Source organism: Advenella sp. RU8, from assembly GCF_048381675.1.
Classification (GTDB): domain Bacteria; phylum Pseudomonadota; class Gammaproteobacteria; order Burkholderiales; family Burkholderiaceae_B; genus Advenella.
The window spans coordinates 49,273-71,119 of record NZ_JBLWIS010000008.1 but is presented as its reverse complement, the minus strand read 5'-3'; the positions used below and the strand labels follow the sequence as shown (position 1 = coordinate 71,119).

The window sequence follows — 21,847 nt, the reverse complement described above, 5'->3', positions numbered from 1 at the left end:
ATAGAACAAATATTTTATAGTTGCCAAAATAGCCAGCGCTTCCCGAAAGACTTTATTGCCAGCATGCGGGTAATAAAAGACACTTATGGCTTGGCATCAAGCGGGGCAGATTTTTCATTACCCCCCTGTTGCTCGGGCAGTCCGTTTCCTGGAGTGCCGGAAACCGATGGTGCCCCTGAAGAGGTGTCCACACCATCAGCAAGCGCTTCTTTCTTCGCCTGCTCTTGGGCTGCCTGTTCTTTCTCTGCCTTCTCCTTGGCTAATTGCTCTTTTTTCTTTTCAAGCAATTTACCCAACGGAGAACCTTTTAGCTTATCCCATTGCAGGGTAACGGATAATGCCTCACCGGTTCGTGAAATGATGGCGGGTATGTTTATTTCCTTGATGGAAAGCGTAATGTTATTTTGGCTTATTTTAACCGGCTGGCGTGTTTTCAGGGTGACAGGAAGGGTGAAATCCCCCTTGTTCCAGTCGACCACCATTTCATTCGGGCTGCCCTGAACCGCGAATTTATCACTCTCAAACACCAGTGAAGACAGTTGCGAAACGCCTTTATTGACCTGCGCATCAAGACTGATCAGGGCATAAGGGGTCGTGGCTTTACGATCTATGGCAAACGGATACGTTGACTGGTCAAGATCAAGATATTTCAATGGATCAATGGCAAGCTGACTGATATCAAAGCCACTCACAAAACCATTTTCCGCCTTTAGCTGAACTTGTCCCTGGATATTCTCGAGGATTGATTTTTCAGTGGCTCCGTTGCTTTCAAGCTGCAGCTTGATGAAAGCCCGGCCACTTAACCAAGGTGTCCAGTTGAATGCCTGCTGCATTTGTGTCAAATCAATGGCTTCCAACTCTATCCCGGTTTTAATTGCATCATTTGCCAGATCAAACTGTGCATCAGCCCGTACTTGCCCGTCAAAGACCCAAGATTTGAACGAGGTCATGTCAAGATTGGCCTGATCGAAACGGAAAATAGCCTGGACATCATGGAAAACCATATCCTGATAGCGCATTTGCTTAAGATTAACAGTCCCCATACCCCGCAATGCCTGAAGCAACTCGCGTTTCAGGCTTATCGCGGCAACAGGCTCTTGTTGCGGTGAGGCGGTTTCGGCCGCTTGGGTACTTGCGCTGTTTTCATTTTGCACCGTGGCGGACGCTGACCCAGCATCTGTATTTGCGGCTTGCTCAACATCGGCATTGCTTGTACCCACTTTGGCTACCGGTGCAATCGAGCCCAGAATCGGGTCAAGATTGATCGAATCAGCGTTCAAATCAAAATTCACATTGGGTTTGGAAAAATTGTGCAGCTCACCATCCAGATTGAATTTACCGGCATTAACCACCGCATCAATCTTGAAGCTGGCCCGGTTTTTCTGGAAATCGGCATTAATGCTACCGATCACGGGAACCAGCTGCTCTTCAAGTCCTTGATCCTTGAAGCTGGTATTGCCACTAATCGCAGACAGCATGACCACCCTGTCGATTAAATTCATTTGTGCCGGTGAAGAAATATTCAATCCAACAACCCGATTGTTGGATTGCGCATATTTGCCATCAATTTTGACTTCCGCCACTTTGAGGTTATCGGCTGAACCGCTAATACCCTTAAGTGATAAATTGATGCCAACCTGTTCACGCCCCTTCATCCGGAGAAAACCAATCAAAGGCTTGCCACCCGCCACCGTAGAGGAAATATCCAAGGCCGGCGATTCAAAAGACCATTCATAAGACTGGTCATGAATATTTTGTGCGCTACCCTTGACTGAAAAATTTTCAAGCTGCAACAGTGGGGCGGAAGAATCGAATGTCAACTTGGGAGCCGTCACATTCAAATCAATTTTTTTAAGTGATGAACCCTCAGCACCATTACCCGCAACCACCATCTGCATACCGGAGCCTGTGATGGCATGGGCAAAGCTGTCTATATTGAAACTGCCTTTAAGTGTGGCACTGCTCGCATCAACATTGCCAAGCCTGCCCTTTAAGGCAACCTCGAGTTTCTGGGCGCTATAAAGCTTGGTAACCGGATCCAGCTTGAGCAAACCCTGAACATTGAGTTGTGAATTTACCTTGGGATGATCACCTTCCAGTTGCCCTGCCAGCGTTATATCAAAGGGCTGGTCAAAAGTCATCCTGCCGGTATTGATCGTCATGTTTTTCAGGCGCATGTCCAGCTGGTTGCTGATATCCTTGAAATAGACTTCGCCATTTTGCAGCTCTAGCCCGGCAATATCAATTTTAAAATCGGTATTGTAGGGCTGTGGCAACACGGCATTGCTCGCAACCGGCTCTTTAAGGCTATCAACCACAACCGTGTTTTTCTGTTCAAACAGGTCTTTAAAATTAAGGTTACCCGATTCATCACGCACGACCCAGGCTTTGAAACCACTGACCGCAACGTGGTCAACCACAAAACGGTTGGAAATAAGCGGCCAGATAGCCACTGCAAAACGGGCACTGTTAATCGAAACAAAGACATCATCACTGCCTGGTTCGGACAGGGACAATTGATTGACTGACAAGCCAATGCGGGGGAAAAGTGATAATTCAATATCGCCGTTTATATGAAGATTACGGTCATAGTTGGACCTGACAATTTCTTCAAGTTTATATTTATAAGCGTTAGGGTCAAAGGTAAGCAAAAAAACCGCCCCACCTACAAAGGTGACTAGCAGAAGCACAACCAGACCCACCAACACGCGCTTAAGCCATTTTTTCATGACTGATTTTTTCACTCTCTTTATTTTAAAGACCAGTATTGGCGCAAAAAGCGCCAATACATTCCCAAGCCTTTAATACTAACCCAAGTTTTAGTTATACGGTAGGGGGGTTAGGTCACACATTGAACAGGAAGTTAAGGACATCACCATCCTTGACAACATACTCTTTGCCCTCTGCCCGCATTTTACCGGCTTCCTTGGCACCCTGCTCACCCTTGAACTTGATAAAGTCTTCAAAGGCAATGGTTTGTGCACGAATGAAACCACGCTCAAAGTCGGTATGGATAACACCTGCCGCCTTGGGTGCCGTGTCGCCCACCCGGATTGTCCAGGCACGAACTTCCTTGACACCGGCGGTGAAGTAAGTTTGCAAGCCCAACAGATTATATGCGGCACGAATCACGCGATTCAGGCCTGGCTCTTCCATGCCCATGTCGGCCAGGAACACTTCCTTGTCTTCATCATCCAGATCGGCAATTTCCGCTTCAATGGCAGCACATACGGCAACCACTGGGGCATTTTCCGCCTTGGCATATTCCTGTACGGCAGTAAGGTGAGGATTGTTTTCAAAGCCATCTTCTTTCACGTTGGCCACATACATGGCGCGTTTGGCGGTAATGAAGCAATAGGATTTGATCAGGGCCTGTTCTTCTTCATCAAGATCCAGTGAACGGATAGGACGGGCTTCATTCAATACAGGAATGATTTTTTCCAGCACGGAACACAGTTTTTGTCCTTCTTTATCACCGGCACGAGCGGTTTTCTGTGCTTTTTGCAACGCTTTTTCTGCTGAAGACAAGTCTGCCAGGGCCAGCTCGGTATTAATGACCTCTATGTCTGAAATAGGATCAACCTTGCCAGACACGTGAACCACGTTTTCATCTTCAAAACAACGGACCACATGCACGATGGCATCGGTTTCACGAATATTGGCCAAAAACTGGTTACCCAGGCCTTCACCTTTTGAGGCACCAGCCACCAGGCCGGCAATATCAACAAACTCGACAGTGGCCGGCAAGACGCGTTCCGGTTTTACAATAATGGCAAGATCATCAAGCCGTGTATCGGGCACTTCCACAATACCGACGTTTGGCTCGATAGTACAAAACGGGTAGTTTTCAGCGGCAATACCCGCTTTCGTTAACGCATTAAACAGGGTTGATTTGCCTACGTTGGGTAAACCAACGATGCCACATTGAAGAGCCATTGAAAATCCTTAATAAATCAAAGCACGAAACCCGTTATTGTACCTCTGGGGAAGGTATAGATTCAGGGAATTGGCCCGCTTTCCTGAAGAATAAGCGGGTTAATCTAATATGCGATAACCGCGACCAATAAGACAGTTGCGGATAACCTGTTTTTGTGAAGCAGCGGTTGAAACACCACCTGCCGCAGCCCCCGTTACCGCCCCGACACCGGCAGCCTGGGCAATATTGCTGCTATTACCACCACCAACCAGGCCAAGCACTGCGCCAAAAGCGGCACCTGCAAGGGCACCGCCACCGGTACGGCTGGCGCCATCCACCTGACGGGCATAGTTTTGACAGTCACGAAGATCATATTCGTAATTGGACATGTCCCTGCCCTGTCCGTCTACAATAGGACGGTAGCCGGTGCAGCCCGCTACAAATACGGTAAGAAACAAGGCTGTAGAAACCACTTTTGCGCTTTTCATATTCACTCTCAAGTCGCTGCAAGTTCGGGACTGAACTGCAATAAAAACCAAACCAGCAAAATCGGACCAGAATTGAAAATCATGTGCATGACAATAGATGTACTTATTCCATCACGCACACGCATCCAGCCCAACACCATGCCAGTAAACCATTGCGGCAATACCAGCAAAGGCATCAACCACCAATTCATTTCATTGAGCCTGAAATTCCACAAGTGCAAGCCAGCGAATACAAGCACCGATCCATGGAAAATCAAGGGAAAGAATTTTTGGTAATGCGCACGCCAGCGCCATTTTAAAGCATGCTCATCAGTTGTAAGCCGCCAGACATCAAGCATGACAATCAGCGATAGCACCAGCATTAGTAATACTATACTATGAAGCTCGGGTCCCATAATGACAACCGCCACCATCATGGGAATCAGCCACAAACTTAATTGTGGCCTGCGCAGTGAATAACGAAACAAAAGTTCTTCAGCTACAGGCGCCCACAATACAGCCATTAAAAACGGAATGTTATTGACGTCAATACGGTGGGCAGCACCCGTTTTGTTGACAACCATCAAGACGATAGGCGCAAATACAAATAGGTTGATAATCCACAGGCACGCCGACCACTGCAGCATTCGACCGAACGAGGTGGTGGGTGCCCAGTCTTTCCACCAGCCATTGCCCCCACCCCGATAAGGTTTGCGCGGCGATAATGCCGGACGCCTTATATAGCGAAAAAACTCGGCAAACTCTTGCCGAAAACTTTGCGGCCTCATGGTTAGGCAATCCCTTTCGTTTCTTGCAAGGAACTGGATGCTTTTGAAAACTCTCCTTGCAGCAACAACGGGACAATCAGCCGTGATCGCCGGATTTCATCATCAATAAGGGGCATGTCTTCTTTACGTGGCATATGCAAGACGTAATCAGCCACATTTTGTGCCAGCCCCAGAGTGCGCGGATGCCCTATGCCCAGACGCAGACGCCAGAAATTGGGGCTACCCATTGCCGACTGGATATCCCGTAAACCATTATGGCCTGCATGGCCACCGCCTTTTTTCAACTTGACCTGTCCTGGAGGCAAATCAAGCTCATCGTGCAGCACCAGGATCTCTTCAGGATCTATCTTGTAGAACCGGGCCAGAGCACCCACTGCCTGCCCTGAACGATTCATATATGTCGCCGGTTTCAACAAAAAAACATTGGTTCCCTGATATTTTGCCTTGGCAACCTGCCCAAAAAAAGCCGGCTCCGGATTGAAAGTCGCCTTCAGGTCATCGGCTATATGATCAGCCAGCCAAAACCCGGCATTATGCCGCGTAGCTTCATATTGAGTGCCCGGATTGCCCAGGCCAACAATCAGGCGAATGGATAAAGACATGATCAGCAACCTTATAAAGCAATAGCCCCCGAACAGCAATAAGCATTACGGGGGCTATTCATGAACAAAACATAACAGACAGAATAGAATTTTGCCTGTTCATTTCGAACGAAATATTACAACTTACTCAGCAGACTCGCCATTTTCAGCGCCGTCACCTGCAACGGCAGCAGAAGCAGCAGCCAACACAGGATCATCACCGATTACAACGAACTGTACGCCTGCAGGAGCTGTCAATTGGCTCAGGTGGAATACCGCACCGGCTTCAAGGCAAGACAAATCCACTTCAACATACTGTGGCAAGTCTTTAGGCAAGCAGGTAATCTCTACTTCGGTAGCGATACGGGTAACCTGTGCGCCTTGCAGCTTAACAGCAGGAGAAACTTCCTCGTTCACGAAGTGCAAAGGCACTTTGGTAGTGAGGGCCTGGTCAGCGCTAACGCGTTGGAAGTCAACGTGCATAACCTGTGGTTTGTAAGCATGCCATTGAACGGCACGCAACAATACATTTTGTACTTGGCCATCCAGTTCCATATCAAGAACTGAAGCGTGGAATTCTTCTTTGCGCAAAGCGTGGAAGATTTCGTTGTGGTCAAGCTCAATGCTGAGAGCATCACCCTTACCACCGTAAACGATGGCGGGAACGCGGCCTGCGCGGCGCAGGCGGCGGCTCGCACTCGATCCCTGTACACTACGCGATGTGGCTGTAAATTTCATGGAATACTCCGAAACAAACGTATTAATAATACGTGGATATAAAAAATCAAACCGGAAACGGTTTAATAACGAATCCCGATGCCGCGACCAGCACCGGGTAAAAAAATTAGTCTACAAACAGAGAGCTGACCGACTCGGCATGAGCAATGCGCAAAATGGTTTCACCCAATAAGGCAGCGGTAGAAAGCTGGCGTATTTTAGGGCAGTTGGAAGCCTGTTCGTTTAAAGGAATGGTATCGGTAACCACCAGTTCATCAAGCTCGGACTCGGTAATGCGCTCTATAGCACTGCCTGACAGGACCGGGTGGGTACAATAGGCATAAACGGCACCGGCACCACGCTCTTTCAGCGCAGCAGCAGCCTTGCACAAAGTACCGGCGGTATCAACCATGTCATCCATAATGATGCAGGTACGGCCATCTACTTCACCGATAATGTTCATGACTTCGGAAACATTGGCACGTGGGCGACGTTTGTCGATAATGGCCAGGTCAGCCTCTAGCTGTTTAGCCAGGGCACGGGCACGTACCACGCCACCAATATCAGGAGAAACCACCACCAGGTTCTTAAAATTACGCTGGTCGATATCGGCCAGCAGAACGGGGGCAGCATAAATGTTATCGACAGGGATATCAAAAAAGCCCTGGATCTGGTCGGCGTGCAAATCCATGGTAAGGATTCGGTCTACACCAACACCTTGCAACATATTGGCAACCACTTTGGCCGAAATGGCAACACGGGCCGAGCGCGGACGGCGGTCCTGGCGTGCATAGCCAAAGTAAGGAATGGCGGCGGTAATACTACCTGCCGAAGCACGACGCAAGGCATCAACCATGGTCATGATTTCCATCAGGTTATCATTAGTGGGAGCACAGGTAGGCTGCAAGACAAATACATCGCGGCCACGGACGTGCTCTAGAATTTCTACCATCACCTCCCCGTCTGAGAAACGCCCGACAGTCATTTTTCCAAGAGACATGTCAAGATGATTCACTACGTTAACAGCCAAACGCGGATTCGCTGTCCCAGTGAAAATCATGAAGTTGTTGTTAGTCATGATAAAGAGAGGATTTTTTGTGAGATGAAATAAAAAAAACCGCGAAACCTTAACCCAACTTATAGGCCAGGCCCGACGGCTCCGATGATGTACTTACGAGATTTTGGCTGGGGCGGAAGGATTCGAACCTTCGCATGCTGGAATCAAAATCCAGTGCCTTAACCAGCTTGGCGACGCCCCAAAATTTCTTGTACTGTTAACTTACAAAGCTTGTTGAAGAATGTTTGTTAACTGAAAGATGAAATTATAGCTGCTTTTCTTCACTTGTGAACCCCCTTTCGCACTTTTTTTAATATTACTGTTGTTTTTGTATCAAATTCGCGACAAAAATTTTTTTAGCCCTATTTAGTATTGTTTTTTTGCACTGATTGCTATTTTACATTCACTGTTTATTTGAAAACCAATCTGGGATTTAGGCCGGGACCACCATCGCCAAAAATCTTTACCTTATCAGCGAGCAGATAAAGGCATTCACAAACACGGCGCTTAAGTTTTCAGCCAGTCATGCAACGGATGCCGGGCCAAGCCTCGGGCAGCCATTATCTGCGCTACAGGAACAGACGCCCCCCGGTTAAATGCCGGCAACGCGTCATCCAACTCATGCTTAACCCGCAAGGCCTCTTCATAAGCCTGAAACGGCGCAAAAAAACACGAACCCGACCCGGTCATGCGTGCCTTTATGTTCCTGTCACCCAGCCAATCAACCAACTGCTGCAATCCGGGATGCTGGCGACAGGCCACCGCCTCTAGATCATTATGGCCAAAAAAAGCAGGCTGGATAATTGAACCCGTTTGCGCTACCGGTAAAGACCAGCTTTGCTGCACATCCTGAACTGTTACCAAAGGGGTGTGACGACATAAACCCGGATCAGTGAAAATCGCCGGCGTTGAAATACCCAGCCGTGGCTGAAAAACCAGATAGGCCTGTTCAGGCACTTTGCAAGCGGTAAAATCTTCGCCAATACCTTCAGCAAAGGTGTTTTGACCAAACACAAACACCGGCACATCCGCCCCCAGCGGTAAAGCGAGTTGCTGCAACTGATGGCGACTTAACCCGGTTTGCCAGAGGCGATTGAGGGCAACCAAAGTGCTTGCCGCATCACTGGAGCCACCGCCCAGGCCACCGCCAGCCGGAATGTTTTTTTGCACATGAATGGTTGCTCCTTTGGCAGTGCCTGTTGCCTTTTGCAAAGCACGGGCGGCACGCACAATCAGGTCGCTGTCATGATCAATACCGGGCAGACTGGTTTGCCGTAAAATGACGCCATCATTGCGCAACTCAAACTGCAGCCGGTCAGCCAGGTCAATAAACACAAAAACCGTTTGTAGTAAATGGTAGCCATCATCCCGGCGTCCGGTTACATGCAAAAAAAGATTCAGCTTGGCCGGCGCCGGCACATCATACAGATGATTCATTATGCTTGATTATTCGTTGATGACCAATCTGACAGTAATGGTTTGCATGGTTTCATTGCGCACCATACCCAGTTTGCGAGGACCTTTATGATCATAATCAGACAAGGTTACTTTCCAGCCTGCTTGGGTAAATGAGCCCAAATTACCCTGCGCATCACGTTGTTCCTGCTCTACCGCGACAGGAGCGACAATGCCCTTTAGCCAGTAACGCAGGCCGGCAACCGGGATTTCACTACCCAATACCTCGGCCACCAGTGCATCAGGGTTGTCGGCGCTAACCTGTGAGCCATCCGCATGAACAAGTGTGGCACGGTCTTGGGTAACAGAGACCCTGGCAAGGGTAGAGCCCAACGGGTTTCTTAAATCAAGATCAAGCTTTTGCCGGGTATCAAGCCATAAAAAACCGCCCTGCACGGACTCTTTATTGCGATCAATGGTTTTATCCCATACATTCAGGGCAAACCGCCCCGCACGGCTGTAAGTGCCGTCATCCTGACCTGCCGGCTGTTTCAGGGCCGGCGCACAGGCGGCCAGTAAACCCACCATGGTTAATACACCCACATACCGGAAAAACTGCTTGAACTGCTTCATTTTTTATCTCGCAAAGAAATGCCCAATCGTTTGATTGTATCTTCCAGCGTCTTGTTTTGCTTTTCTATTTCCCGGCCCTTAATGAAAATATCACGCGCCCTGTCCTTTTCACCCTTGGCCCAAAGCACCTCTCCAAGGTGGGCGGCAATATCCGCCTGCGCTGACAACTGGAACGCATTTTCAAGATACTCAATCGCCAGCTCCAGATTACCCAAGCGGAACTGCAACCACCCCATGCTATCCAGAATGAAAGGATTGTCAGGGGCCAGCGCAACCGCCCTGTCCAGCAACAACTGGGCCTCGTCAAGATGCATATTACGATCGGCAAACACGTAACCCAGCGCATTATACGCATCGGGAGAGGATGGTTTCAGCGCAATGACTTCCCGGAGCAGGGGTTCCATCAGTTCAAAACTTCCTTGTTGCTCGTACATCATGGCAAGCTCATACTTGATCAGCGCGTTTTTGGGCATTTCCTTGTCAGCCTGCTTCAAATAACGAATGGCCTGATCCGCCTTTCCGGCATTGCGATAGATAAATGCCTGCGTCAGACGAATGCGAACAGCATCCTCTTCCTCTTCAGGCACGAGCGATTTCAGGATTGAGGTTGCCTTTGCCTCATTGCCATTTTTGCCATGCAAGACAGCAATTTGCATTTTGACCTGCATTTGGGCACTGGGCTCATCTATTTTTTCCAGCTGACTGATGGCTGCACGATAGTTTTGTTCTTCTTCGTAAATCTGCGCCAGCATGATACGAGCATCCGTAGCCTGCCCCTGGGCATCGGTTTCCGCATCCGAAAGCGCCTCGCGACGCTGGAGCTGGACATCAAGAAACTGTTTAAGTAGTTTCTTTGCCTGTGCCAGTTGTTTTGCCTGATAATAAACCTGTGCTTCCATGTAGAGCAAATCGAAGTCTTCTGGAAACGTTTTTTCCATTTTCTTCAACTCAGTGATGGCCGCATCAAACATCTTGTCATTCACCATCTCACTGATATACAGCAGGCGCAAGCGCCTTGCATTCGCGTTGGCCCGAATGAAATCACCGACAATTTTCATGGCCTCTGGCTTATGGCTTTCCCGGCCATATTGCAATACACGTTCAGCAGACGCATCCGATGCCTGGTCAAGCTCAAGTGCCTTCAAGGAGGATTGCCAGGCTTTTTCAAGATCTTTCACTTGATAAGCCAAATCAGCCATCAACATATAAGCGGTCGATTGATCATCCACCAACCCCTCGATGGCTTTTTCGTACACTTCAAGCGCCATTTTTTTATCGTTCATTCTGGCCACAATTGAAGCAGTTTGGTAAATCGCCTGCTCTTTATTCTTGGTTTGTTGCAAGCGCAGCCTCAGGGCATGGACCAGGCCTTCGGTTTCACCGTTAGAAGCAGCCAGCGCCAATGCGGTTGCCGAAGCCTCTTCATTGTCAGGATCAAGCTTGTACCATAGCCTTGCCGCATCTGCCGCTTTCTGGCTTGAAGAACTGGCCAAATACAATTGCATGGCCTTTTTCGCCATTTGCACATCGTTTTTTGCCTTGGCAAAATCATAGGCAGCCTGGGCAGCCAGCTCAAATTTTTCATCCTGAATGGCAAATTCAACTACCAGCAAACTGAAAATATCATCAGCTTCGGTGTGATCGACCAGTTCAACAGGCTTCAGCTTGTAGGCGGGAATAAAATCAAGGGCAGCATGCAAACGGGGCATGACAGGCGTCATCTCGCCCTGGGCACAGGCAAGGGTACCCCACAGGGTAGATACCGAGACAGCAAAAACAAGAAGAATTTTTCTAAAAACAGTCACAGCTGGAAAAATGGCCATACCGGAAAAAGTTCATACGAGAATACTGATATTATCATTCTTAAGTACAATTTCAGGTAAAACCACTTGCAGGCAAATGTTTAAACCATTGCCTGCACAGCAAAAAACAACACTTTTAACTTAGCCAACATGCCCGAATTACCCGAAGTAGAAACCACCCGGCGCGGTCTTGACAAGGTCATCACCGGCCATCAACTGAATGAAATCCGCGTTCATCATCACCAGTTCCGCTGGCCTGTGCCGGCAAACCTGAATGAGATCCTGCAAGGCCATGTTTTACAGGCCTGTCAACGACGCGGCAAGTATTTGCTCCTGGCCTTTGAACACGGTGTCTTGATTATCCATCTGGGTATGTCCGGCTCTATTCGCCGTGTCGCCCCCGGCGAATTCTTGCTGAAACACGATCACGTGGAATTTGTTTTTGACAATGCCGAATTCCGCCTGAATGACCCCCGGCGTTTTGGCGCTGTCTTATGGCATCCGGCAGAAAACGGGGATATCCAGCATCACCTGTTGCTGGCCAAGCTGGGCATTGAGCCCTTTGACCCGCAATTTACAGCCACCTACCTGCACCAGGCATTGAAAGACAAGAAAAGCGCCATCAAAACCGTTTTGCTTGGCGGTGAGATTGTGGTGGGTGTTGGCAATATTTACGCTTCGGAAAGCCTGTTCAGGGCAAAAATAAACCCTCAAACGGCTGCGCAGAGCCTTTCCCTGGCTCGCTGCAAACGCCTGCATCAGGCGATTCAGGAAACCCTGACTGCAGCGCTTGAATCGGGCGGCAGCACCCTTAAAGACTACACCGGCACCAATGGTGAGGTTGGTGCCTATTTTGAAATTCATGCTGCCGTTTATGACCGGGAAGATTTACCCTGCAAAGCCTGTGGCACCCCGATCCGGAAAATCATCCAGGGCCAGCGTGCCACGTATTATTGCCCTAAATGTCAACGCTATTGATAACCTTGCCCGGGTTCATGATGCCGCTAGGATCAAGCGCCCGCTTGATCTTGCGCATCAGGGACAACTCTACCGCCGACTTGTAATGGGGCAACAAGTCTTTTTTCAACTGGCCAATGCCATGTTCTGCACTGATGGAACCGTTAAAGGCATGCACACTGTCATGCACCACTTCATAAACTTCTTTTTGGCGGGAAAGGAACCCTTCCTCTTCGCCAATTGGAGCCCCAACGTTATAGTGCAGGTTGCCATCCCCCAGATGTCCAAAAATAATATGGCGCACGCCAGGAAATGATGCCTGCAACAGGCCATTGGTTTTATCCACGAATTCGGCTATTTTGGATACTGGAATGGAAACATCATGCTTGATGCCCTTGCCAATCTCAGCCTCTGCCAAAGGAATGCTTTCGCGCAAATGCCACAGGTCTTTGCTTTGCTGGATAGACTCGGCAATCACGGCATCCTGGACTTCACCAGCCTCAATGGCTTCACCAACCACCAACTCAAATTGCCCACGGGCATGCTCGGCACTTTCGCTATCAGAAATTTCCAGCAAGGCATACCACTCTGACTCAAGGCTGGGGCCTTCAAAAGGCATTTTTTGCTGCGGAAACAAATTGGTGACCGAACGCAGGCAGTAATTGGACATCAACTCGAAGCCGGTTAATGAAGAACCAAACCCGCGACGGGCACGCGACAGCATTTTGACTGCCGCATCAATATCATCCAGCGCAAGCAATGCCGTACATTTGGCGACTGGCTGCGGATATAGTTTAAGGGTGGCCGCGGTAATAATACCCAGGGTTCCTTCACTGCCAATATACAAATTGCGCAAATCATAGCCGGTATTATCCTTGCGCAAGCCACGCAGGCCATCCCAAATTTCGCCATCCGCCGTTACCACCTGCAGGCCAAGGGCAAGGTCCCGGGTATTGCCATAACGCAAGACCTGGGTTCCGCCGGCATTGGTGGCCAGGTTGCCGCCAATCGTACAACTGCCTTCTGCAGCCAGGCTTAGCGGGAACAGACGGCCTGCCTGTGCCGCCGCCTCTTGCACCGCTTGCAGGATACACCCGGCCTGAACGGTGATAGTATCGTTATCGGTGTCAATCTCAAGCACTTTATTCAGGCGGGACAGCAAAATGACAATCGCATCGCCTTTGTTATTGGGCGTGGCACCACCGCACAAGCCCGTATTACCCCCCTGAGGCACAACCGGAATATCATACTGCTGGCAGGTTTTGACAACCTTCGCGATTTCCTCTGCTGAACCCGGACGAACCACTGCCTGCGCCTTGCCGGTGTAGCGACCGCGCCAATCGGTCAGATAAGCCTTTGCCTGCTCGCCGGTAAGGACATGCTCAGGGCCAACAATTTCCTGTAAAACTGCCAAAACGTTCATATAGCAACCTGTAAAAGTTCTGTCTGACATAAAACCGCCCTTCACGCGGATGACGGTTTTATAATGTGCTTGATTAATTGGTTTTATCATTCTACCCAAATTGCGTACTATCGTTAAGTTTCGCGCACGATTCAAAACGAATAGTCTTCCGTATAAGGATTTTTACGTGGCTTCATTATTAGCAGCAAGTGTCTTCAAGGCCTATGATATTCGGGGCACCGTACCCGAACAGCTTAACCCCGGGTTTGCCTACCTGCTAGGCCGGGCATTGGCTGCCCGGGCAAAAAAACAGGGTATATCCACCATTGTGACCGGTTATGACGGGCGCACCAGCAGCCCGGCATTATCCGAATCCTTGCAACAGGGTATTAATGACGAAGGCATCAACACCATCAACCTGGGCCAGGTACCCACGCCACTGGTTTATTTTGTGGCCTACTCCAGAGACATTGGTACAGCAGTAGCCATTACCGGCAGCCATAACCCCCCGCAATACAACGGCTTTAAAATGATGATTGGCGGCAAGGCCCTGTATGGCAATGACGTGGTGCAATTGCGCGATGAGATGCTGGCCATCGAATCATTGCCACTTGCCGGCAACAAAGGCTCGCGCGAGAACATTAACATCATCCCCGAATATATCAGCCGCGTTTGCAACGATGTCAAACTGGCCCGCCCCATGAAAATCGCGATTGATTGCGGCAATGGCGTGGGCGGCAATGTCGCCCCGGCACTGTTCAGGCAATTGGGCTGCGAGGTTGATGAGCTCTTTTGTGAAGTCGATGGCCGCTTCCCCAACCATCACCCGGACCCGGCTGATCCACACAATCTGGAAGATTTGATCAAACACGTTCAAAACTCGGATTGCGAGCTTGGACTGGCTTTTGACGGTGATGCCGATCGCCTGGGCGTGATTACCAAAACCGGCACCATCATCTGGCCTGATCGCCAGCTTATCCTGTTTGCCCGTGATGTCCTGGAGCGCTGTCCCGGTGAAACCATTATTTATGATGTCAAGTGCAGCCGCCACGTGGCCGAAGGGATTACACTGGCTGGCGGCAAGCCCCTGATGTGGCAAACCGGGCATTCATTGATCAAGGCCAAACTGGCCGAAACAGGCGCCCCCTTGGCTGGTGAAATGAGTGGACATATTTTCTTCAAGGAACGCTGGTATGGCTTTGATGACGGGTTATACACCGGCACCCGCCTGCTGGAAATCCTGTCGCGGTTTGATAACCCCAGTGAAGTCCTGAATGCCATTCCCCAGGATATTTCCACCCCGGAGCTGAAACTTGAAATGCAGGAAGGGCAACCTCATGCCCTGATCAAAACCCTGCAAGAGCAGGCCAGCTTTGCAACTGCACGGGAAATCAATACCATCGATGGCGTGCGTGCCGAATATGCAGACGGTTTTGGCCTGGCCCGGGCATCCAATACCACACCAGTGGTGGTACTGCGCTTTGAAGCTGAAAACCCTGCTGCCCTGGCCCGCATCCAGAGTGAATTCAGGCAGGTTTTTGCCACGCATGCTCCTGACGCCAGGCTGCCTTTTTAACTGAATATATGCATTCCCACGCAGGGCGTGGGAATGAGTGCCTAAAGTCCTTGGAAACTTAAGCAAGCAATTCCTCATAAATCGCAAGGTGCATGTCAACTACCTTGCGAATATCAAACGCTTCCAGGGCGAGAATACGGCCTTCATTACCCATGCTTAACCTGAGGTTGTCATCAGCAGCCAGCCTGGCCACGGCCTCATATAATTTTTGCGCATCCTTGACGGGCACCAGTAAACCCGATTTGCCAATTTCGATGGCATCCCGGCATCCCGGAACATCGGTGGTAACCACCGCCCTGCCACAGGCCGCTGCCTCTACCAGCGATTTAGGCAAGCCTTCGCGATAAGAAGGCAAAGCCACAATATGGGACCGTGCATACAGGCTGGCAATATCCTTGACCTCTCCCAACACCGTCACCTCGCTGCCCCAACTTTTCACTTCTTCCGGAGTCACAGAAGCCGGATTGCCAGGATCAGGTGTGCCAGCCAACTGCCAGCGTATATCACTACCGTTGCGGGCAGAAATGCGTGCTGCCTCAACAAATTCGATTACCCCCTTGTCTTTAAGCAAGCGGGCAGCCATGGTAACCAATACCGGTTTTTCAGGCTCAGGCTGCGTGGTGAAAGCAGCCACATCCACGCCAGAACCCCTGATTTTAACTGCCTGTGATGCCTGCATGGCACCAATATCCAGCAGGATCTGCCGGTCATTGTCATTCTGGATAATGACCCGGCTGTGCTGATGCCCCAGTGCCAGGCGGTAAAGCACCTGGGTAATTTCCTTGACCCAGTCGATGCCCTTGCGTTCACGAGTAAAAATAAAACCCAGGCCGGAAATGGCATAAACCACTGCCTTCACCTTGGCCAGGCGAGCGGCAATACCGCCATATAAGACCGGCTTGATGGTAACCAGATGCACTAAATCAGGCCGATACTTGCGATATAAACGGTACAAGGCATAAATCGTTCTTAGCTCTGCCAACGGATTCATGCCACTGCGCGACATGGGAATCACAAAATGGGTCAGGCCATGCGCCACAATTTGCGCCACTGCCTCACCCTGCATGGTGGCAACGGCCACTTCGTAGCCTTCTTCTTTAGCCCTCAGGGCAACCGGCAAGCGATGCGACAGGAAAAAAGCCGGATTATTCACTACAAACAGTATTTTTCTGGACATATTTACCCTTATTTTTTTGTCTTGCACATAGCCAACCAGACTTGGCGATATTCAGCAACCATTTTTTCAAGACTGAATGCATCCATGACCCGAGCCCGCACCTGTTGCGCCAGCGTGGTTTTATCAGATTGCTCAATAAGATCCAGGGCCTGCATGATTTTTTCTGCCAGCAAATCCGGGGCAGCCGCGGGTACCACCCAGCCAGCCTCTCCCACAATCAGGGCGGCATCACCCACATCGGTGACCACATTAGGTACGCCGCACGCCATGGCCTCGGCCACCACATTGGGAAAGCCTTCGGCAATACTGGACAGGACATGCAAGTCTAGCGCGCTCATGATTTGCGGCACATCTTTACGCATACCCAGCAAAATGGTTTTTTCCCTGACCCCATATTGAGACAGCAACGCCATTAATGACGGATTGTTTTCGTCCATATCAAGGCCTACCAGGACACAATGCAAGTCTGGCCGCTTTTCAAGGCATTGGGCAAACGCCTTGATCAGGCTTGCATGATCCTTGAGGGGATTCCAGCGCGCCACAAAACCAATCAGCGGGACTTGTTCGCTAACGCCCCACTCTGTCCGCAATGCCTGGCGAGCCGACTCATTCGGGGACCAACGGGAAAAATCGTAGCCATTTTGAATGACTACCATTTTTTGAGGGGCATACCCCCATTGCACATGACGCCGACGGGCATCTTCAGCACAACAAATGATCCGCTGGGGAATCCAGCGGGAAAAGAATGCGCCCAAACGGGCGAACAGATAAGCCGAACGGCTACTCTTGGCCAGGTTTGATCCGGAATTGCGAATTCCCCAGGCAATATGCCGGAATCCGGCCATACGGGCCGCCAAGCCGCCAATCAGGTCGGCATGGTACATCCAGGTCTGGATCACATCAGGACCCAGCTGGACCAGACATTTTCTAAGGCGCCAGAAATCGGCCGGTGTCAGGCGTCCCGGTGTCATGCCCAGCGTTCTGACCTCAACACCCGCATCCATGAGCGGCTGCCCGTAAATGCCGGCATCAGCAAATGACACCACAATATGTTCCACTTCAGGATCGGGCCAGGTGGTCAGGCGCAACAGGACCGCTTCGGCCCCGCCCTGGCCTAGGCCACTGATCAGGTGTACCACACGCATTTTTTTATTTGTTTTCATCAGGTTTCCGTCTTGCCTGATACCGGTGCACCTACCTGTCTGAAGAGATCATCCCACTGCTTCAAGACCGTTTCAAGCCGGTAGCGCGACCAGACCGATTGTTTGCCACGTGCCCCCAGGGCACATCGAAAATCATCATCACCCAGAAACCGCCGGATCGCTTTTTCAAGCTCAAGCCTGTCATTCAGGCGCACCAGCAAACCGGTGCTGCCCTGTTGGGTCAACTCTGCCGGACCACTGGGGCAATCGAAACTGATGCTGGGCAATCCCAGGGCCATCGCCTCGAGTAATACATTGGGAAAACCCTCCACCCGGGAGGTCATTACAAAAGCATGGGCATGTGACAAGGCTTGCCAGGGTTCAGTCGTTTTGCCTGGCAAGCTGATACGCTGGCTGCAACCCAATTTTTTTACTTTATCAATCAGCGTTGTGCGCTGAGGCCCATCACCCCAGATGCATAAGTCCCAATCGGGGTAATCATGGCAAAGGGTGGAAAAAACCTCAATCAGGAGATCAAACTGCTTTGCCGGCACCAAGCGTCCCATGGCAACCAGTGTCTTGCGCCCGCTTACCGAGCACAGGCCATTATTGGTCGTGACCTGCTCAATACCGTCAGGCAAAGGATTCGGAATAACCGCAACATGCTTCAGGCCAGGCAATACCTGGGCAAATGAACGGGCGGCATCTTCAGTTTGGATCATGACGGCATCCGCCACGGGATAGAGCTTCTGGCGCAGTACTTTCAGGACCCGGCCAATATTTTTACTAACTACCGGATGGGTTCTTTCACAAACAATCACGGGGATATCCATCCCACGGGTTGCCAACAAGGTGGTCACATTCACATTGGTCAAAAAAGACACAATCACCTCAGGCTGTTCTGCCTTGATGCGTTTGCGAAGCACAAGCGGCTTACTGATCCGGCCCAACCATTTCTGGCGAGGCAAGTCATCGGCTAGCCACTTCACCTGAACGTCGGCATGCAAAGGGTAAAAAGACTGGCCGCTACCCTTTGAAAAGCAAGGCACCAGGACCACGTGATGCCCCTGTCTGACCCAGGCATTTGCCAGCGTGGCAGCAACACGCTCGGCGCCGCCTGCATTCATTGAACTGACCAGCAACATGATTTTCATAATGCCCAACCTTTTTTATGGTCTTGCCCCAGAAGGCTAACCCTGTACATCGTAATGGTCCATCCAGGCCTGCAGCATGAGGACGCCCCACAGATGCGGACTCCAGTCAAACTGCTGTGCCTGATGCTGCTGCCAGCGTTCCTGCACCTGTCCGGCATCAAGTAAACCCTGCTTGCACAGGCGGGAAGGATCCAGCAAGCTGTCGGCCCAATCTTTCAGGGGGCCTCTTAACCATTCACCCATAGGAACCGAAAAGCCCTTTTTAGGGCGCTCCAGCAGGGTTCGGGGTACCATTCGATACAAAAGCTGCTTCAACAACCACTTGTTTTGGCCATCACGCACCCGATACTTGTCTTCAAGCCCCCAGGCAAATTCAAACATCCGGGGATCAAGCAAGGGAACGCGCGTTTCCAGGGAGCAAGCCATGGCCGCCCGGTCTACCTTGACCAGAATATCATCGGGCAAATAAGAAACCGTATCAATAATCATCATGGTTTCCAGAAAAGAACCCACAGGGGACAAGGAGAAAGCACTTGCCGGTTCCCGGGCTCCCAACACGACACTTGAGGGATCTTTCCAGTATGAAACAAATTGCCGGTAAAAATCGACCGCATCCGCAGCACGCAAAACCTCATTCAGTTTTTGCAATTTGTCTTTTTTATTGCCACTAAAACCCGGAGCCAGCTTACCCGCAGCACCAGCCAGCAGCGAACGGACAAAAGGCAAGGTTTTTTCACGACGTTCCCACCATGACCCGGCCCGCTGGTAGCGAGAGTAACCGCCAAACAATTCATCACCGGCATCACCCGACAAAGCCACAGTGACCGACTGGGCGGCCATTTGGGTGACCAGGGCCATGGGAATTTGTGAGGAATCGGCAAAGGGCTCATCGTACATGGCAGGCAATGAATGCACCAGGGCAAGGCCATCATTGGCACTCACATACAGTTCTGTATGGTCGGTGCCCAAATGTTCGGCAATAGACTTGGCGTATTCGGCTTCGTTATATTTTTTTTCATGAAAGCCGATCGAAAACGTTTTGACTGGTTGTGTACTTTGCTGCTGCATCAGGGCAACAATCAGGGAAGAATCGGTGCCGCCGGACAAAAACGCCCCCAGGCCAACATCGGAAATCAGCTGGGACTTGATCGCGGTTGACAGCACGGATGCCAGTGCATCAATGGCCGCATCATCTGACTTGTAATGCACCTTGGGTTGCTGCCGGGCCGTTTCGTAGGCAGACCAGTACACCTGTGGTTCTACCTGTCGCCTGTTTTGCCAATCTGCTTCAGACAGGCTAAGCCAGGTGCCTGGCGGCAATTTATATGTATTTTTAAAAATGCTGTACGGCGCAGGTATGTAATTGTGCCGCAACAGCAAGGTAACGGCATCACGGTTGAGTTTTTTCTCAAACCCGGGCACATCCATCATGGCCTTGAGTTCCGAGGCAAACACCAGGCCTTGCCCGGTAAAACCGTAATACAAAGGCTTTTCACCAAAACGGTCACGCGCCAGGATTAATTTTTTTTCTTGCCGGTCCCAGACCGCAATGGCAAACATGCCAATCGCCGTTTTCAGGGTATGTTCAATACCCCAGGCACAAAAGCAGGCCAGCAGGGTTTCGGTGTCGGAATGGCCACGCCATGCCGGTGCCTGCCCATTTTGTTCCAGTTGCGCACGCAATTCAGGGTGATTGTAAATTTCACCATTGAACACCATCATGAAACGCTGGTCAGCCGAAGGCATGGGCTGGTGCCCTTGCTCGGACAAATCCTGAATGGCCAGCCGGACATGACCAAAACCAATATGTCCTTCCGGGCTTAACCAGACACCCTGACTATCAGGGCCACGGTATGCAATTTTACGGCAGCTGTCACGAAGGATGCTTTCCTTGTCCTCGTGGCTTCCGGCAATACCCACTATTCCACACATGCTTACCCCTTCTTGCCGTCTTTTTTATCGTGCAGGACTTCATTAAACACGTCTTGCCACAGTCCGGCAATCCGCCGCATTGAAAAGCGATCACGCACATCGATGGCCCGCTTGCCCAACTCTGCCTGCTTGGCTTGATTGAACATTAAAGCAGACATCTGGGCGGCCAACGCTTCCTCATCTTCAGCGGGCTTCACCAGCACCCCATCAAGACCAGGGCGAATGATTTCCCTTGGTCCGGTATCGCAATCAAAAGCAATACTGGGTACGCCACAGGCCATGGCCTCGAGTAAGCTGTTTGACAAACCCTCGGTCCGTGAACTTAATACATAGATATCGGCAGCCTTGGACCAGGCCAGCATATTGCCAGCGCGTCCGGGCATGGAAATACGACTGCCCATGCCGGCTTCGTCAAGCTGCTTTTGCAATGCTTCCCGCTTGTCACCTTCGCCCAGAATAATCAAATCCCATTCCGGATGCAAATGTGCAATAGAGACAAAAGCCTTGATTAACATATCGAACCCTTTGTCATGATGCAAGCGGCCGACTCCCAGCATAAGCTTGCGACCCGGCGCTTTGACACACTCAATAAACGGTTCTTTATTTTCAAGGGGCCAATGTACCGCATTGGGAATCACGGCAATATTCGAACCGGGCACATTTTTCTCAAGCCAGGCTTTTGTACCGTGTGTCAGGGCAATAACCTTGGCAGCCTTGGGATAGGTATAGCGACGCAGTTTTTGCCACAGGCCGGAAATCGTCTGTGAAGGCGGATGGGTATGTTCGGTCGCAATGACATGACAGCCAGCGACACCTGAAGCGGCCAACACAGCCAAAATCGAAGAGGTTGTCATAAAACCGATCACGATATCAGGACGTTGACGCTTGATTTCCTTGCGCAATATATACAGACGCCGCAAATTGGCCATTACGCCCTGTAAACCGGCCGTATTCAGGGAAATGCGCTGTACTTGTTTATTCAATTCATAAGCATCTTCAGAGGCATCAGTTTGGGTAACGAGCAAGACATCGTGCCCACCGGCAATCCACCGCGCAGCCAAGTCTACCGCAACCCGCTCTGCACCTCCTCCTCGAAGTGAATGAATAAACAACATGATTCTCAAGGGAGAAGATTTTTTATGCATCTCGAA

18 protein-coding genes and 1 tRNA gene are annotated in these 21,847 nt (G+C 50.5%); 2 read left to right on the top strand and 17 right to left on the bottom strand.

Annotation, left to right across the window (positions count from 1 at the left end; all coding sequences use genetic code 11):
• Positions 1 to 83: 83 nt before the first annotated feature.
• The 11 genes from ACM5Q9_RS10720 to ACM5Q9_RS10670 form a co-directional block, all read right to left on the bottom strand.
• The gene (locus tag ACM5Q9_RS10720) at positions 84 to 2,729 is read right to left on the bottom strand and encodes an AsmA family protein (protein ID WP_418144729.1); all 2,646 of its coding nucleotides are present in this window, start codon (positions 2,727 to 2,729) and stop codon (positions 84 to 86) included.
• 115 nt (positions 2,730 to 2,844) lie between these two features.
• Positions 2,845 to 3,936, bottom strand: a complete 1,092-nt coding sequence (gene ychF, locus ACM5Q9_RS10715; protein WP_418144728.1) for a redox-regulated ATPase YchF — start codon at positions 3,934 to 3,936, stop codon at positions 2,845 to 2,847.
• A 99-nt stretch (positions 3,937 to 4,035) separates the two neighbouring features.
• A complete protein-coding gene (locus ACM5Q9_RS10710; protein WP_418144727.1) occupies positions 4,036 to 4,404 on the bottom strand; it encodes a glycine zipper family protein in 369 nt (122 codons plus the stop codon).
• A gap of 8 nt (positions 4,405 to 4,412) precedes the next feature.
• Entirely contained in the window at positions 4,413 to 5,171 is a 759-nt protein-coding gene (locus ACM5Q9_RS10705) for a type II CAAX prenyl endopeptidase Rce1 family protein (protein WP_418144726.1), read from the bottom strand.
• Positions 5,172 to 5,173: 2 nt separating this feature from the next.
• A complete protein-coding gene (gene pth / locus ACM5Q9_RS10700) occupies positions 5,174 to 5,773 on the bottom strand; it encodes an aminoacyl-tRNA hydrolase (protein WP_418144725.1) in 600 nt (199 codons plus the stop codon).
• Positions 5,774 to 5,896: 123 nt separating this feature from the next.
• Positions 5,897 to 6,490 (bottom strand): 50S ribosomal protein L25/general stress protein Ctc, encoded by a 594-nt coding sequence (locus tag ACM5Q9_RS10695; protein WP_418144724.1) that lies wholly within the window; start codon positions 6,488 to 6,490, stop codon positions 5,897 to 5,899.
• Positions 6,491 to 6,596: 106 nt separating this feature from the next.
• Positions 6,597 to 7,547: a ribose-phosphate pyrophosphokinase gene (locus ACM5Q9_RS10690; protein ID WP_418144723.1), complete on the bottom strand. Its 951-nt coding sequence runs from the start codon at positions 7,545 to 7,547 to the stop codon at positions 6,597 to 6,599.
• A gap of 104 nt (positions 7,548 to 7,651) precedes the next feature.
• Positions 7,652 to 7,728, bottom strand: a tRNA-Gln gene (locus ACM5Q9_RS10685).
• Between the two features lie 305 nt (positions 7,729 to 8,033).
• Positions 8,034 to 8,963: a 4-(cytidine 5'-diphospho)-2-C-methyl-D-erythritol kinase gene (ispE, locus tag ACM5Q9_RS10680; RefSeq protein WP_418144722.1), complete on the bottom strand. Its 930-nt coding sequence runs from the start codon at positions 8,961 to 8,963 to the stop codon at positions 8,034 to 8,036.
• Between the two features lie 9 nt (positions 8,964 to 8,972).
• Positions 8,973 to 9,554 carry a lipoprotein insertase outer membrane protein LolB gene (gene lolB, locus ACM5Q9_RS10675; protein WP_418144721.1) on the bottom strand — a complete coding sequence of 194 codons (582 nt, stop codon included), beginning with the start codon at positions 9,552 to 9,554 and terminating at the stop codon, positions 8,973 to 8,975.
• On the bottom strand, positions 9,551 to 11,377 hold the full coding sequence (locus ACM5Q9_RS10670) for a tetratricopeptide repeat protein (protein WP_418144720.1): 1,827 nt from the start codon (positions 11,375 to 11,377) through the stop codon (positions 9,551 to 9,553). Before ACM5Q9_RS10670 ends, lolB begins: the two co-directional genes overlap by 4 nt.
• 129 nt (positions 11,378 to 11,506) lie before the next feature.
• On the opposite strand from ACM5Q9_RS10670, the gene mutM reads away from it, so the two are divergent.
• Positions 11,507 to 12,334, top strand: coding sequence for a bifunctional DNA-formamidopyrimidine glycosylase/DNA-(apurinic or apyrimidinic site) lyase (gene mutM / locus ACM5Q9_RS10665; RefSeq protein ID WP_418144719.1), 828 nt, complete (start codon positions 11,507 to 11,509; stop codon positions 12,332 to 12,334).
• Here mutM and ACM5Q9_RS10660 read toward each other — a convergent pair.
• Positions 12,315 to 13,736, bottom strand: coding sequence for an FAD-binding oxidoreductase (locus ACM5Q9_RS10660; protein ID WP_418144718.1), 1,422 nt, complete (start codon positions 13,734 to 13,736; stop codon positions 12,315 to 12,317). The genes mutM and ACM5Q9_RS10660 overlap by 20 nt on opposite strands.
• A 166-nt stretch (positions 13,737 to 13,902) precedes the next feature.
• On the opposite strand from ACM5Q9_RS10660, the gene ACM5Q9_RS10655 reads away from it, so the two are divergent.
• Complete coding sequence (locus ACM5Q9_RS10655) at positions 13,903 to 15,291, top strand: phosphomannomutase/phosphoglucomutase (protein ID WP_418144717.1); 1,389 nt, start codon at positions 13,903 to 13,905, stop codon at positions 15,289 to 15,291.
• A gap of 58 nt (positions 15,292 to 15,349) precedes the next feature.
• Here ACM5Q9_RS10655 and ACM5Q9_RS10650 read toward each other — a convergent pair whose 3' ends face one another.
• From ACM5Q9_RS10650 to ACM5Q9_RS10630, 5 genes are read right to left on the bottom strand one after another with little or no spacing between them, the layout of a single operon-like run.
• Complete coding sequence (locus ACM5Q9_RS10650) at positions 15,350 to 16,468, bottom strand: glycosyltransferase family 4 protein (protein ID WP_418144716.1); 1,119 nt, start codon at positions 16,466 to 16,468, stop codon at positions 15,350 to 15,352.
• 8 nt (positions 16,469 to 16,476) lie between these two features.
• On the bottom strand, positions 16,477 to 17,631 hold the full coding sequence (locus ACM5Q9_RS10645) for a glycosyltransferase family 4 protein (protein ID WP_418144715.1): 1,155 nt from the start codon (positions 17,629 to 17,631) through the stop codon (positions 16,477 to 16,479).
• Positions 17,631 to 18,764, bottom strand: a complete 1,134-nt coding sequence (locus ACM5Q9_RS10640) for a glycosyltransferase family 4 protein (RefSeq protein WP_418144714.1) — start codon at positions 18,762 to 18,764, stop codon at positions 17,631 to 17,633. The genes ACM5Q9_RS10645 and ACM5Q9_RS10640 overlap by 1 nt, the downstream gene beginning before the upstream one ends.
• A 36-nt stretch (positions 18,765 to 18,800) precedes the next feature.
• Complete coding sequence (gene asnB / locus ACM5Q9_RS10635; protein ID WP_418144713.1) at positions 18,801 to 20,696, bottom strand: asparagine synthase (glutamine-hydrolyzing); 1,896 nt, start codon at positions 20,694 to 20,696, stop codon at positions 18,801 to 18,803.
• A gap of 2 nt (positions 20,697 to 20,698) precedes the next feature.
• On the bottom strand, positions 20,699 to 21,811 hold the full coding sequence (locus tag ACM5Q9_RS10630; protein ID WP_418144712.1) for a glycosyltransferase family 4 protein: 1,113 nt from the start codon (positions 21,809 to 21,811) through the stop codon (positions 20,699 to 20,701).
• Between the last annotated feature and the right edge of the window lie 36 nt (positions 21,812 to 21,847).